This window comes from Thermostichus sp. MS-CIW-41 (assembly GCF_054058915.1).
Map to the genome: position 1 here is coordinate 24,299 of NZ_JBSSBO010000028.1, position 15,014 is coordinate 39,312.

At 54.4% G+C, this 15,014-nt stretch carries 8 protein-coding genes and 2 pseudogenes; 8 read left to right on the forward strand and 2 right to left on the reverse strand.

Annotated elements, in window-relative coordinates; all coding sequences use genetic code 11:
• Window positions 1–86: 86 nt before the first annotated feature.
• Complete coding sequence (locus ACVWXE_RS09335) at window positions 87–950, forward strand: PD-(D/E)XK nuclease family protein (RefSeq protein WP_457490155.1); 864 nt, start codon at window positions 87–89, stop codon at window positions 948–950.
• A 44-nt stretch (window positions 951–994) separates the two neighbouring features.
• Here the strand turns inward: ACVWXE_RS09335 and ACVWXE_RS09340 are convergent, their stop codons facing one another.
• Window positions 995–1,960, reverse strand: a complete 966-nt coding sequence (locus ACVWXE_RS09340; RefSeq protein ID WP_457490156.1) for an acetamidase/formamidase family protein — start codon at window positions 1,958–1,960, stop codon at window positions 995–997.
• Window positions 1,961–2,259: 299 nt separating this feature from the next.
• Between ACVWXE_RS09340 and ACVWXE_RS09345 the strand changes: the two are divergent.
• Both ACVWXE_RS09345 and ACVWXE_RS09350 read left to right on the forward strand, forming a co-directional pair.
• A pseudogene (locus ACVWXE_RS09345) lies at window positions 2,260–3,366 on the forward strand (ABC transporter ATP-binding protein).
• Window positions 3,360–4,310 (forward strand): ABC transporter permease, encoded by a 951-nt coding sequence (locus ACVWXE_RS09350; RefSeq protein WP_457490157.1) that lies wholly within the window; start codon window positions 3,360–3,362, stop codon window positions 4,308–4,310. The pseudogene ACVWXE_RS09345 and the gene ACVWXE_RS09350 overlap by 7 nt, the downstream one beginning before the upstream one ends.
• Here ACVWXE_RS09350 and ACVWXE_RS09355 read toward each other — a convergent pair.
• The gene (locus tag ACVWXE_RS09355) at window positions 4,293–5,312 is read right to left on the reverse strand and encodes an aromatic ring-hydroxylating dioxygenase subunit alpha (RefSeq protein ID WP_414421741.1); all 1,020 of its coding nucleotides are present in this window, start codon (window positions 5,310–5,312) and stop codon (window positions 4,293–4,295) included. The two genes, ACVWXE_RS09350 and ACVWXE_RS09355, sit on opposite strands and share 18 nt — an antisense overlap.
• A gap of 203 nt (window positions 5,313–5,515) precedes the next feature.
• On the opposite strand from ACVWXE_RS09355, the gene crtH reads away from it, so the two are divergent.
• The 5 genes and pseudogenes from crtH to ACVWXE_RS09380 all read left to right on the forward strand — a co-directional run.
• Complete coding sequence (gene crtH, locus ACVWXE_RS09360) at window positions 5,516–7,072, forward strand: carotenoid isomerase (RefSeq protein WP_457490158.1); 1,557 nt, start codon at window positions 5,516–5,518, stop codon at window positions 7,070–7,072.
• Between the two features lie 566 nt (window positions 7,073–7,638).
• Window positions 7,639–8,598 (forward strand): annotated as a pseudogene (locus ACVWXE_RS09365) (glycosyltransferase family protein); the annotation flags it as partial.
• 596 nt (window positions 8,599–9,194) lie between these two features.
• On the forward strand, window positions 9,195–10,682 hold the full coding sequence (locus ACVWXE_RS09370) for a glycosyltransferase family protein (protein WP_457490159.1): 1,488 nt from the start codon (window positions 9,195–9,197) through the stop codon (window positions 10,680–10,682).
• A gap of 4 nt (window positions 10,683–10,686) precedes the next feature.
• Window positions 10,687–13,443, forward strand: coding sequence for a TylF/MycF/NovP-related O-methyltransferase (locus ACVWXE_RS09375; RefSeq protein ID WP_457490160.1), 2,757 nt, complete (start codon window positions 10,687–10,689; stop codon window positions 13,441–13,443).
• A gap of 45 nt (window positions 13,444–13,488) precedes the next feature.
• Window positions 13,489–15,014: class I SAM-dependent methyltransferase (locus tag ACVWXE_RS09380; protein WP_457490161.1), on the forward strand; the 1,526-nt coding region annotated here is incomplete at its 3' end.

A 15,014-nucleotide genomic window follows, 5' to 3' on the forward strand; every position in this document is an offset into this window, starting at 1 on the left:
CTGGGCGACCCCTGGTGGCGGTGGGGGTATCCTGAGAGCAGTGGAACTTAGCCCCCTCTTGCCAGCTCTTCCCCTTCGCGACAGCGGTGCGGAGCACTTTGTCTGGGATCCCTGCTGCCCCTTCTCTGGAGAGGTTGAGTTTTGAGCAGGTCAACCTCTCCGCCTCTTCACTGGCCCTGCTGGACCATTGCCCCCGCCTGTTTCGCTATGTGTACCTGGAGCGGTTGATCTGGCCCGCTGCCAGTGTTTTTGAGCACGAGCTGGAGCAGAGGCGCGGACGGCAGTTTCACCGTTTGGTGGAGTGGCACAGCCGCGGGCGGCAGGTGGAGCCGCGTTTGTCCGGCCTGGATGAAGGGGTGCAGCAGTGGTGGCAGGTGTTTTTGGCCAGTCCCCATGCCCATCCCCAGGGACGGGTGTTGGCGGAGTTGCCCCTGTGGCAACGGATTGAGGGCTTTAAGTTGATAGCCCGTTTGGATCGGCTGGTGATTATCCCCGGATCCCTGCACATTGTGGATTGGAAGACCGAGCGCCAACGCCCGCCCGACCGGCAGCTTGCCCAAGATTGGCAGGTGCGCCTCTACCCTCTGTTGCTCTGCGAGGTAGCTCAGCAGTTGCCCCTGGAAGGCCCTTTTGAGCCAGAGCAGGTGCAACTGACCTTTTGGTATGTGCAACATCCGCAGCAGCCTTTCCACCGGTATTACAGCGCCGCCGCCTACGAGCAGGATCTGGCCCACCTAAAAGCCACTCTAGAGCGTCTGCGGCAACTGGAGGCGCAAGACTTTCCCATGACCCCCCACACTGAGCGCTGCAACAGTTGTCTGTTTCGCTCCCGCTGCCATGGGCTGCTACCGGAAGGGATCCCCTCTCAAGACCTCACGGATTGGGTCTGGCCAATGCAGGAGCCCGCGACACCTGCGGATCCCATCGCCGATACTTATTGGGAGCAGTAATGGGAGCAGTAAGGACTCCGCCCCGCTGACGCGATTAGATCCGATTAGATCAGGGTAGGGCGGGGCAGGATCTGTTTTGGCAGCAACCCATGCACACCTTTCATGGGGCTGTTCACCACCTGCGTGATGTGGAAGTGGACAGCAATGCTGCAAAGCACATAGGCTTCCTCTCGCCCAATGCCGACAAACCGATGCAGAAAATCGATCATCCGCCTTAGGGCAAGCTCAAAGGCCGCATCCAGATCCTCGGCAAAGCCCATGGTAATGAAATCGGTCGGGGTTTCCGCCAGCGGTGCCTCGAGCGGCAGATCTTTGCGCAGGATCAACTGCAAAGTGCCATTCATGGAAGTTTCAATGGCCGTTACATCAACTTCTCCGTCCCCTTGAGCGGAGTGGCCATCCCCCACCGAAAAAAGGGCACCGGGCACAAAGACCGGCAAAAAAACTCGGGATCCCGCCTGCAATTGGCGGTTGTCGATGTTGCCACCATAGTTGCCGGGGGGGATAGAGCTGCGGCTGGTTTCCTCGGTCGCCACCCCCAAGATGCCAAAGAAGGGGCGAATGGGGACGCGGATGCCGCTGCCGGGAGGAAATTCCGCTACCCCCTGGTCTATATCTAGGTCGATGAAGCGCAGTCGCGGCTGATCAAATTCTCCGGGCAAAGCCCCCCATCCGGGACGGATGGCATTGAAACCGATGGGCAAGCGGGGGGTGATCGCTTGCAAGCGCACTTCCAGCACATCTCCAGGTTCAGCTCCCTCAACGTAGATCGGCCCGGTCAACAGATGGGGGCCCGGCCCCACTCGGCGCTCGGCAGGCAAGGTTTGGCAAATTTCGAGGAATTCGGGCGTGAAGAAACGGTCCGGCGCTTTGCCGTAGTGGGCGAACCCCGAGTAGGTTTCCACCTGCACCACATCGCCCGATTGCACATACAAGGCCGGGGGCAGTTGGGAAGAAAAGCCGCCCAAGTGGACGGTATGGGGAGTGGCTTTGAGGGTGTGAACGGGCACGGCCAGGGATCCCTTGCAAAAGACCCATTCAATCTAAAGAAAAATCCCCTCCAATCCTGAATTAGACTGTTCCTCAAGCCCGTATCTCTGGCTACTGTTTGCCCAGGGGTGGCGTGGCGACAATGTTCCCCACATTTGCTATCTTGAAGGGCTGTGGGCAGGGATCCCCGGTTGCAGGGCTTGGCCTGGAACTTGTGCCCCGGGTGTGGAGGACAACTGCAATCTTCCCGGAGACCTGCATACTGAGTTCGATAGGTTTGTCAGCGCTGTCAACTGTGATCGCGGGTGTCATCTCCAGTATTTCTACCCTCCGGGATCCCGACTGGGATGTGGAAGTAACCGGCCTCCACAAGCGTTTTGGCGATTTTGTGGCTCTCAATGGCATTGAGCTGAACATCCGGCGGGGGGAGTTTTTCGGCCTGCTGGGCCCTTCCGGCTGCGGCAAGACCACCCTGCTGCGCATCCTGGCCGGCCTGGAGATGGCCGATGCTGGGGAAGTGGTGATTTGAGGTCGCCCGGTAGGCCACCTGCCCGCCCACAAGCGCAACGTCAACACGGTGTTTCAGAGCTATGCCCTTTTCCCTTTTATGACGGTGGAGGACAACATCGCCTTCGGCCTGCGCATGCGGGGTGTGCGGGGAGAAGCTCTGCGCAAGCGGGTAGCGGCTGCTATGGAATTGGTGGAGATTGCAGCTCTGGCCAAGCGGAAGCCCCATGAGCTGTCGGGGGGACAGCAGCAGCGGGTGGCCTTAGCTCGGGCTTTGGTGAATGAGCCGGAGGTGCTCTTGTTGGATGAGCCGCTGTCGGCCTTGGATGCCAAGTTGCGCAAGCAGCTTCAGGTGCAGTTGTGCGAGTTGCAGCGCCGCCTGGGCATGACCTTTATTTTCGTTACCCACGACCAAGAAGAGGCTTTGGTGACCAGCGACCGGGTGGCGGTGATGCGGGCGGGGCGCATTGAGCAAGTGGGCCTTATCGATGAGGTGTACGAGCGCCCGGCGACGGCCTTCGTAGCCGACTTTTTAGGGGCCAGCAACCTGATCGAGGGGATCGCCTGTGGGACGGACTGTGTGGATACGCCCTTGGGAAAGCTGAAGGTCTTGGGGATCCCGGCCAGCTCGGAACCGGTGCAATTGGCTATTCGCCCGGAAAAGATCCAGCTCTCTCGCAGCGGCTGGGATCTGCTGCCCAACCAGGTGCCGGTGCGGGTGGAAAACCTCATCTACACTGGGGCTGAGAACCAATACCTGTTGCGGACAAACCAAGGTCAGCAGCTCAAGGCCACGGCCCTCAACACCGATATTGAGGATGCAGGGTTTGAGATCGGCGCAGCGCTGGTGGCCCACCTACCCCCGAAAAGCCTAATCCGTTTGCGACCGGATCCCCGTCAGGAGGAGACTGGATGTTGAAGCTGCCATCTCCTGTGGGCAAGTGGATCCCTGGCCAAGCCCAGGTGCGATTTGGGGAGCTGCTCACCCCTTGGCAGGAGTTGGGGCGCAGCCTAATTTTTGCTGGGCCAGGGGTGCTGTGGGTGATGTTTTTTCTGGTGCTGCCGGGGCTGTTGCTGTTGGTGTGCAGCTTTCTCAGCCGCGGGGAGTTTGGCCAGATTCAACTGCCCCTGACCCTGGAGAACTATCTGCGCATTCTCGGCTTTGGCCCCTTGGGATGGACGCCCATCTACTGGCAGATCTTGGGCCGCAGCCTGCTGGTGGCGGGGGTGACCACCTTTTTTTGCGTGCTGCTGGCCTACCCATTGGCTTTCTTCATTGCCGCCCACCCACCCCGACAACGGAATCTGTTGCTCACCTTGGTGGTGGTGCCCTTTTGGACGAACCTGGTGATCCGCACCTATGCCTGGATGGTGGTGCTGGCCCCGGAAGGGTGGCCGGCTCGCTTGGCGGCCTGGCTGGGCTGGATCCCACCGCAAACGGCTCTGTATCCCAGTTGGCTGGCGGTTTATCTGGGCATGGTCTACACGTTTTTGCCCTACATGGTCTTGCCCCTGTACACGGCGGTGGAGCGCATCGATTGGCGGCTGGCGGAAGCGGCACGGGATCTCTATGCCAAGGGTTGGCAGGTCTTTTGGTGGGTGCTTCTGCCCCAGACCTTGCCTGGACTGGCGGCGGGCCTCATTCTGGTGGGGATCCCGGCTTTCGGCATGTTCGTAGTGCCGGATCTGTTGGGGGGCAGCAAAACGCTGTTGATCGGGAATGTGATTCAGTTGCAGTTTGGCTCTAGCCTGGACTACCCTTTCGGGGCGGCCCTCAGCTTTTTGGTTACCGGCCTCACCCTGGGGTTGATCTACGCCTACAGCCGGTATGTTGGCACCCGCAGCCTAGAAAATCTGGTTTGAGGAGCTGCTGTGGGCTTTGAGCAGAGCCGCCAATTGCTTGCGCATCAGGATCCCGGGCTTATCGGTGAGCATGTGCTGCTCGGCGCTGAGGGTGAGGGGCACGTCGGGATCCGTGGTCTCCAAAATGGCTTTGTCTTCCAAAGTTACAGCCCGGTCAAAGCGGATAACCTCGGCGGCTGGGGTATCGGCTTCGGTGTCGTTGCGCAAACAAAACTGCACCACTTGGGAGGCTCGGTCGTTGATGGGGGTGGGGATGTTGACGATGACATGGCTGCGGCCATTGGGGTAGCGGATGTGAAGGTGGTTGGTGAAGGGCAAATGCCAGGTGGAAGTGGTGGTGCGCTCGGTTTTGGCGGCAGCAATGCCCAGGTTTTTTTGTTGTAGCTCTGGGTTGGCTACACCGAGCACTGTGCGGGTGCGGATCCCGTAGTCCAGCTCCTCGACCTCGAAGTGGCTGGGTACCAAGTCTTCCATACTGCCAAAGGTGTTCTGGTGTACAAAGCTGATGTGGGCGGCATCGAACTCGTTCTCGCAGATGCGCAAGCTGGCACATTCCCAGCGTTCGTAGAACTCGTGGATGAGCCGGTAACTGGGATCCTCGGCTTCTGGGATGACCGGGATCCCCCGTAGAGGCTGGGGATGCAAGCACACCCAAGCATAGCCATAGCGGGCCTGGCAGAGATAGGCGGGAATGCGGTAGCTCTCTGGGATGCGGGCCTGATCCGGCAGTTGCGGCACCTTGACACAGGCTCCCGTGCCATCGAACTCCCACCCATGGTAGGGGCAGCGGATATGGTCATCACAGACGATTCCCTTGGACAATTGCGCCGACCGATGACAGCAGCGATCTGCGGCTGCCTGGGGCTGTCCGGCTTTGTCCAGCCAAAGGACGATCTTTTCCCCCAGCAGCTCGAAAGGTTGCGGGGATCCCTGCTCCAATCGGCTGAGGGGCATCACCGGGTACCAAAAGCGCCGAAAGACAGGATGCTGGGTCACCAACATGGCAAAACCATCTGTGTCGTGTGACCGGATTCTGTATAGCAAATTCGTGAATTCGGTTCCGTAGCCCGCGCCACAATCTCTATTTGGGGATCTTGCAGATCTGGGCAAACTCATTCCCAGGGGAGCTCAACTCATGGGGAAACCCTAGAACCTCTGGTACGGTAAAGATACTGATCTTGCGTTTGAGTTTCCAGAGGGATCCCTTGACCTCAACTTTGCCTTCTCAGACCCTCTTGCAGGCTCTGTACACCCCTTCCCCTGCTTGGGATGCCATCGTCATCGGTGCGGGGATCGGGGGATTGGTCGCGGCCAGCCAGTTGGCTGCCAAAGGATACCGTGTGCTGGTGCTGGAAAAATACCTCATTCCAGGGGGCAGTGCCGGCTATTTTGAGCGTCCGGATCCCTTAGGCAACGGGATCTACCGCTTTGACGTGGGCGCTTCCATGATCTTTGGATTGGGCACCCAAGGCACCACCAACTTGCTGACACGGGCTTTGGCAGCGGTGGGCCAGTCCATAGACTCTATCCCCGATCCGGTGCAGATTGCCTACCACCTGCCCAAGGGGCTCAATCCACGGGTACACCGGGATTACGAGCAGTTTTTGCAGGAGCTATCCGGCTACTTTCCCCGGGAAGCCGCCGGCATTCGCCGGTTCTACGATAGCCTGTGGCCCATCTTCAACAGCCTCAACGCCATGGAGCTGCTCTCGCTGGAGGAGTGGGGCTATCTATTTCGTTCTTTTGTGAGCAATCCCCTCGGCTGCCTGACCTTGGCGCGCTATTTGCCGGTGAATGTGGGCCAGGTAGCGCGGCGCTGTCTGCGGGATCCGGATTTGCTGCGCTTTGTGGATATGGAGTGCTACTGCTGGTCGGTGGTGCCGGCGGATCGCACGCCCATCATCAATGCCGGGATGGTGTTTTGTGACCGACACTACGGCGGTGTCAACTATCCCAGAGGGGGGGTGGGGCAGATCGCCCAAAAGCTGGCCCAGGGACTAGAGGCCCATGGCGGGCAGATCCGCTACAAAGCACCCGTGCGGCGGATCCTGGAAGAAAGAGGTCGGGCGGTGGGCGTAGAACTGGCCAGCGGGGAAAAGCTCTTTGCCCGCACAATCATCTCCAATGCCACCCGCTGGGACACCTTTGAGCGCCTATGGCCGGGATCCCTGCCCAGGGCGGAGCGGCAGTGGCAAAAACGCTACCAGCAATCCCCCAGCTTCTTGAGCTTGCACCTGGGGGTGCGGGCCGAGGCCCTGGCCGGCGAATGCCATTGTCACCACATTCTCCTGGAAGACTGGGATCAGATGGAGGCTGAGCAGGGCACCCTTTTCGTCTCCGTCCCCACCCTGTTGGATCCCGACCTGGCTCCCCCAGGCCGCCACATTGTTCATGCCTTTACCCCCAGTTGGATATCTACCTGGCAAGGGTTAAGCCCAAGCCAGTACCAGACCCAGAAACAGCAAGCCGCCGACCGGCTTATCCGCCGCCTGGAGGCCCTTTGGCCTCAACTGGGATCCCACATTGAACTGAAGGAGATAGGCACCCCCCGCACCCACCGCCGCTTTTTGAGCCGCAGCAACGGCACCTATGGGCCTATCCCCAGCCCGGATCCCTGGGGCTTGCTGGGCATGCCCTTCAATCGCACCGCCATCCCCAACTTGTACTGCGTGGGGGATAGCACCTTCCCCGGCCAAGGGCTCAATGCCGTTGCCTTCTCTGGCTTTGCCTGCGCCCACCGGGTGGCAGCGGATTTGGTTTAGGTTGCCCTTATCCTTGCTACTCCCTTCTCCCTCTGGGAGAGGGGCAGGGGATGAGGGTTGAGCGGCGCAGAGGGTTTGGGAGGCAGTTGATGGTCAATTCAAACAACAATGAGACGCTAGCCAGTAAGATAGCGTCCGTTCCCGAAAGCAGGCTGTAGGCCTTTGAATCAGGACATTGTCCAGAATCAACACAGATGTCCTCTTCAAACTCGGTATTCAGTATCTGATACATTTACGCTGAACACTGCTGAACATCACTGTTCAACTATGCAGCGATAGCATTCTGTTTGTTTCCATTCGCGTTAGCGGGACGGAGTCCAAACAGAATGGCGGTATCCCGCAAAGCTTTGAGTAGAATACCCAAAGCGCAGTTTCCGTGTCGTCTTACTACCAATTTTCTGCTTTGCTTTGGCTACCATGTTGGCAGACTCGAAAGTAAACAGAAAGATCAACTGGTAGTAATCCGTACTGAACATATTATACATTATTTTCAGTATAGTTGAGCTTATTATTGACTAGAGTCATGCTCTCCAGCCACCCCTCAAATCCTTATTGGCTATAGTTGCGGCTGTCCGGAAGTGATAGCAGCAGACTTGCTGGACCTGCCGCGGCTGGAGCTGTATGTGGAAGAGGGGTTTGGGGATCCCTGTGCCCTGCTGCAGCAGAAGGGAGTGCCCGAGCGAGTTCATGAGGTGAGGGGGGAGCCGAGCAGTTGGCCTAGCTTTGATGCGGTGGTGTGCACAGCTCAGGACTTGCAGCGGCTGGGGCAGCCTTTGAGGGCCAGCTTTGCTTTCATTCCGGGAGAAGATACCCAGCTCCTCTTTGCCAATGCGGGGAACATAACAGAAACTTTTCTCATTGACTTAATCCAAAAGGGCAGCTCTGCTCCGTCAGCTTGGTTGCGGGGGTACGAAGGCCTTGAGTATGAAGGGACAGTAGCCAGCCTGAGCCGCATCTATCAGCCTGCGGCTTCCATTCTTCCTGATGTCAAGGTTGTCGTGGATGTGAGGGCCGGGGTAGGTGTGGCCAGCGCTTGTTTCAGGACTTTTCACCCTGAGGCGGCCATTCATTGTTTTGAGGTGGATCCCTTGGCCTTGCACCTGCTGCAGCAGAATGCTCTTGGCCTGGGCAACTGCTTTGTGCATCCGGTGGGGCTAGCGGGGCAGGATAGCTGCAGAACCCGTCGCCTCTGGCCGGAGGATCCTCAGGCCGAGTGGGGAGTGGAGCAGCTGCTCCCTTTCCGGGAAGCCAGGGCAGCTCTCAAGGAGCTGGGTCTGGAGTTCATCGATGTGCTCAGGGTGGCTACAGGTGGAGATGAGGTGGAGGTGTTGACCAGCTTGCAAGAGCAGCTCAAAGACATCAAGGTGATTTACGTGGAGTTTACCTCTGAGCAAGACCGCAAGCAGATTGACCAGATGTTGGATCCCTCTCATCTCCTCTGGCAGGAGGAAGTTTCTCAGGGTAACTACGGGTGCTTATGTTATCTGAATAGATGCATATTCTACGAAAGCAGTGGTAATCTTTAGAAGGCAATCTTTAGGAAGCTCTGAGACTGATGAATCCTCGAGTTCTACTAGTTTGGATGACTCCACCTGATTATGTCCCACCTCTCACTCTTTCAGAGCGTCAAGTAACTCTATGTCCGAAAGGAAAGGTTAGAAGACAGATATTCGATTTTTTTAGTGTTCCAAAAAGCTTAGTTGAGTGTCCTGACAAAGACTTTGACCTCTATGAATTTGTCCAGTATTCAGATCAAGTCGAAGACAAAGAATTTGACTTGGTGATTGTCTGGACATCGAGTGTTGATCTGACTAGTCCTTTCAACACGAAAAAATTTGGCTGCCCAACTGTCTTGCTAGCCGGAGATACGCATCATCATGTGCTCCCTATCACCCACCTTCTAACTTACTGGGCCACTGAAGCCTTTGATTATATTGCCACCGCCTATGACCGACAGCACCTCCACTGGTTCGCAGCAGCAGGAGTTCAAAGGCTAGCTTGGCTGCCTTTCATTTCCGCTTGTCTCACCAGCTCCAGTTGGATAGAAAAGAAAGAAATTAGAGTTGCGTTTGTGGGTAACCTTAATTTTAACTCTTATCATTACAGACGTCTTAAGTTGATCATGTCCTTGAAAAAACTGGGTCTACCTCTACTTATAAAGACTCGAGTCCACAACCCTCAACTAATATTTGGTGGCTCGTTAATCTCTTTCAACTGCAGCCAAAATGGGGATCTGAACTTAAGGAACCTGGAAGTGATTTCTGCGGGTGGCTTTCTGCTTACCGACCAGCTCTCCTTCGCCTCAGGATTGGACGAACTTTTGGCGCCCGGCACCTACTGCGACACCTACAACTCCGAAGCCGAACTCCTGGAAAAAGTTCGCTACTACCTAGACCATCCCCAAGAAGCCATTCAAATTGCCCGCCGCGCTTATCACACTTTCGACCAACACTGGCATCCCCGCCACCGCATTCAGAACCTGCTGGACTGGGTGTTTGGGGGAGAGCTGCCGGAGCCCTTTCGTTACTCGCCCCGCTCTGATGTGCGCTACTTTGTCAGCACGGCCAGCTCTGCCTGGATAGACACACGACTAGGAATCTACGAGCCCATTCAAGAGCTGCATCGCGTGCAGGAGCGACTGAGGGTATTTGTTGGCCGAGGCTGTCCTGGGGTGATAGCCGCGGACTTGCTGGACTTGCCGCGGCTGGAGCTGTATGTGGAAGAGGGGTTTGGGGATCCCTGTGGTCTGCTGCAGCAGAAGGGAGTGCCCGAGCGAGTTCATGAGGTGAGAGGGGAGCCAGCCAGTTGGCCCAGCTTTGATGCGGTGGTGTGCACAGCTGAGGACTTGCAGCGGCTGGGGCAGCCTTTGAGGGCTAACTTTGCTTTTGTCTTGGCAGAGGACCACCAACTTCTTTTGGCCAATGCCAGTAAGTTAACGGAAGCAGCAGTGTTGACTGGCTTTGACTTTGGCAAACTCAGGCTTTCGGTAAGGCTCTACCCAGACACCGTTTTTTACGAGAGGACATATCTTAACTTTCCTGTGTTTCTGTCTAGTCAGGTGCAGACGGTTATCGACATCGGAGCTGGGGTAGGCCTTGGTAGCGTTTGTTTTCGGGGTTTCTGCCCTGAGGCGGCCATTCATTGTTTTGAGGTGGATCCCTTGGCCTTGCACCTGCTGCAGCAGAATGCTCTTGGCCTGGGCAACTGCTTTGTGCATCCAGTGGGGCTGGCGGGGCAGAATAGCTGCAGAACTTGTCGGCTCTGGCCGGAGGATCCTCAAGCGAAGTGGGGAGTGGAGCAGGTGCTCCCTTTCCGGGAAGCCAGGGCAGCCCTCAAGGAGTTGGGTTTGGAGCCCATCGATGTGCTCAGGGTGGCTACAGGCGGGAATGAGGTGGAGGTGTTGACCAGCCTGCAAGAGCAGCTCAAAGACATCAAGGTGATTTACGTGGAGTTTACTTCTGAGCAAGACCGCAAACAGATTGATCAGATGTTGGACCCTACCCATCTCCTCTGGCAGGGAGAAGTTGTAGCAGGCCAAAGAGGAGTCCTTTGCTATCTAAGCAGGGCTTGCTTTGTCGACAACAATTCAAGTCTTGGAGAGGAGACTTAAGGTTATGAACTCAACCATTATCGTTACGGCTGCTGACAGCAAGTTTTTTGAATTGGTTCAGGGGACTATTCTCTCCATCCGAGAGAAACCTCAGGGGCACTCTGTAGATATTGGATTTTTTGATGTAGGTTGCACACTGGATCAGTTGCAGTGGATAAGTCAGTATGTTGACCACATTGTTGAGCCAGATTGGAACTATGATATTCCCGACATTGATAGACAACCCAAGTATCTCAAGGCACTAGTTTGTAGGCCTTTCCTTCCTGAATACTTTCCAGGCTATGAAGTTTATATTTGGATTGATGCAGATGCTTGGGTGCAAGACTGGTCTGCAATTGAGCTTCTTACCCTGGGAGCAAGATACAAAAACCTTGCAGTTGTTCCTGAGTTGCTAAATACTCTCTTCGATCCCTATCCATTTTCGCATCAAGCTTTTCACCTCTCGGGATACATCAGGTGCTTTGGACATGTACATGACTTTGGAAATGTATATAACCACCTATACATAAGACCGATTCTAAATGCTGGTGTATTCTCTGGAAGTAATTCCGGTATTCACTGGGTAGCATGGAAAAACAGACTGAGCCAAGCTATCTCTATGAGCCTCGATCTACTCTCACCTCCAGATCAGTATTCTCTAAACCTGGCTATTCATAATGACTTAGGGATAGATAACGTTCAAATTTTACCATTGTCTTGTAACTGGACAGTTCATAGTAAACTACCTCTATGGGATCCAAGAAGAAAGCTCTGGGTTGAGCCTTGGAAGCCTTACATCCCTTTAGGGATTCTACACATTACCTATAAAGATAAGGATAGAAAAACTCATGTAGCTCATACTACCGATGGCTTCAAAGTTGAAGCCAGTCTTTGGTATCCTAGAAGCCATTCTTCTCCAATCAGAAGGTATGACTATGTATCAGCTAATCAAAAGAAAATATATCTCGACTACAGCTTCCCTCTAATGACTGCTATCGATCCAGGGCCTCATCCCTGGCCTTATCTACGGAAAGAAGTTCCTCACCTTTGGACTGCGGATTTGCGTCAACCTACTATCGGCTTTGTTAGTCGAGACGAGGCTCATATTCTGTACAATACTGCCCTTGAGCTACAAGGAAAAAACGCCCTAGAAATTGGCTGCTGGCTAGGCTGGTCAACCGCTCACTTGGCAGCAGGAGGAGTTGCCCTTGATGTGGTGGACCCTGCTCTGGCTGATCCTCAGGTCTACGCAAGCGTTGATCAGTCTCTCCGCTCAGCTGGAGTTCGCTCCAACGTCAATCTCTACCCTGGCTATAGCCCAGGGAAGGTGGAGGAGATTGCCCAGCAAGAGGATCGTCGCTGGTCTCTGATTTTCATCGATGGGAATCATGACTCACCAGCCCCCTTGCAGGATGCTCAAGTGGCAGAGCGCTATGCTGCTGAGGATGCCTTGATTCTGTTTCATAATCTAGCCTCGCCGGATGTGGCTGAAGGTTTGAATTACTTGAGAGACAGGGGCTGGAACACGATGATTTACCAGACCATGCAAATTATGGGAGTGGCCTGGCGAGGCAATGTCAAGCCCGTTGAGCATATTCCAGACCCTGCTGTGAATTGGACATTGCCAGAGCACCTCAAGGACTATCCGGTCTGTAACCTTGAGTTGTCTAGGGTGCTAGAGAAAGTTAAATCTTTTACCTTGCTGAGCTTCTTTGAGCGTCTTTGGAGCCTTTATTCACTGGCTAAGCAGGTTTGTGAAGAAGACATTCCTGGGAACTTTGTAGAATGTGGTGTTTGCAGGGGTGGAAGCTCAGCTTTGCTGGCCTGGGTGATTAAGAACTACAGCCGTCGACCTCGCAAGCTATATGCTTTCGATACCTTCTCAGGTATGCCTGATCCAACAGAGGTGGATCGAGATTATCGAGGAGTTGCTGCCAACGATACGGGTTGTGGATCCGGTGCTTTAGCGGCACCCATTTCGGAGAACTTAGAGGTGATTGCCAAGGAACTGGGAGTTTGGGATCTCATTGTTCCTGTGCCGGGGCTGTTTGCCGACACCTTGCCTGCCTATCGAGAGCAAGTGAGCGAGGTTGCTCTGCTGCATGCAGATGCTGAATGGTATCAGTCAACGATGGATATTTTGCGTCATCTCTATCATCAAGTTCATCCCAGAGGGTTTATCCAGGTCGATGACTATCAAGACTGGCAAGGGTGTGCAAAGGCTGTCCATGACTTTGAGCAGGAGCTTGGAGTTTTCTTCCGGCTACACAGTGTAGCTGAGCCATATGGCTGGAAGCCAGATAGCGCAGAGGTGCAGGGTTGGCCTAGTGCTGTATGGTTAAGTCCCTCTGAGAACTGGCTGGTAATTACAGATGGTTCGATACAAACCTTCAAACCAGAAGGGATCCGTCTAAGCAAGATTAACGTGGGTCTTTTCCCCTACTGGGAGATGGAGACAGAGCAGCTTGTGCAAGAGTTGGAGGTTCTGTTGGAGTCAATTCTACGTAGCCCCAACCCAGAAGACTATGCCCTGATCTTCCTGGGAGACCCGGATCCGCAAGTGGCTAATCGAACCCTGGAGATAGCTGCGGGCAACGTAGTCCTCAAGCTCATGGAAGTAGGGCTGGAGCTAGGCAGAGAGCCATTCTCTTCTGTAGTGGCTGGGTTGAACCCCCATCAATGGGAGAGGCTGATTCCCCAACTGAACTATCGCTATCCTCTGAAGCACGAGCGCTTTCCTCAAGGCCTGCGGCTAGCTGTCCAGAGGTTGCCTGTGTTATAGGCACCTACTTTCTGCCTGGGGGCATGCCCTTGTTTTTTCTTCCTGATGGCTAAGATTGTTGTTGGAGGAAAATTAGGAGCTATGAACTCAACTATCATCGTTACAGGTGCTGACAGCAAGTTTTTTGAGTTAGTTCAGGGGACTATTCTCTCTATACGAGAGAAGCCGCAGGGAAGCTCTGTAGATATTGCGTTTCTCGATGTGGGTTGTACACCCGAGCAGCTAAAGTGGATAAGTCAGCATGTTGATTATATCGTTGAGCCAGGGTGGACTTATGACATTCCTGATATTGATAGGCAGCCCGGCTATCTTAAGGCGCAGTTGTGTAGACCTTTCATTGCTGATTACTTTCCAGGCTATGAAGTTTACATCTGGCTTGATGCAGATACCTGGGTACAAGATTGGTCTGCAATCGAGCTTTTTATCCTAGGAGCTAGGCGCAAAGGCTTTGCAATCGCTATTGAGCCGTTAAATACTCTCTTTACTCCTTCGGTTTCTCTTCACGTAAGTTTTCTTTTTGCAAAATACTGGGACTACTTCCATCTCACGGACTGCACTCCAGAGCATAGCAACCTGCACCTGATGCCAGTCCTAAACACCGGTGCAATCTCTGGACGCAGTGACTCTTTCGTTTGGTCAAGATGGAAGTATAGACTAGGTCAATGTATTTCAAATCTATCTCGCGTTTTTAGAGGCCTTGATAAGCCTTACTACGGAGAGAAGCACGCTCTAAATGCGACGATCTATAGGGATTGTGGAATAGATATTGTTGAACTACTGCCTTCACACTGTCATTGGGCTTGCCACCAAAAACTGCCTCTATGGGATCCACAAAGGAAGCTCTGGGTAGATTGTTTTCCACCCCACAATCCAATAGGGATCATGCATCTTGCAGGTGATGCTAAGCTAGCACCAACTCACATTGCACTTACAACTGAGGGCTTTAAGGTTGAAGTCAGCCTTCGGTATCCAGGCCCAGTAGCTAACCCAGCTAGGAGGTACGACTACGTATCGCCTAACCTCAGAAGAAGAATACATCTTGACCATAGCTTTCCTTTAATGATTGCGGCCGAGCCAAGCTCTCACCCCTGGCCTTATCTACGGAAAGAAGTTCCACATCTTTGGTACGCAGATCAACGCAAGCCTGGTATTGGCTTTGTCAGTCGAGATGAAGCCCACATTCTTTATAACACTGCCCTTAAGCTACAAGGAAAAAACGCTTTGGAGATTGGGTGTTGGTTAGGTTGGTCAACTGCTCACTTGGCAGCAGGCGGGGTTATTCTCGATGCTATCGATCCTATTCTGGAAAATCCAATAGCTCATGAGAGCGTGAACTATTCTCTCCGCTTGGCTGGAGTTCGCTCTAATGTCAATCTCTACCCTGGCTACAGCCCAGGGAAGGTGGAGGAGATTGCCCAGCAAGAGGATCGTCGCTGGTCTTTAATTTACATTGATGGGAATCATGACTCGCCGGCTCCCTTGCAGGATGCTCAAGTGGCAGAGCGCTATGCTGCTGAGGATGCCTTGATTCTGTTTCATAATCTAGCCTCGCCGGATGTGGCTGAAGGTTT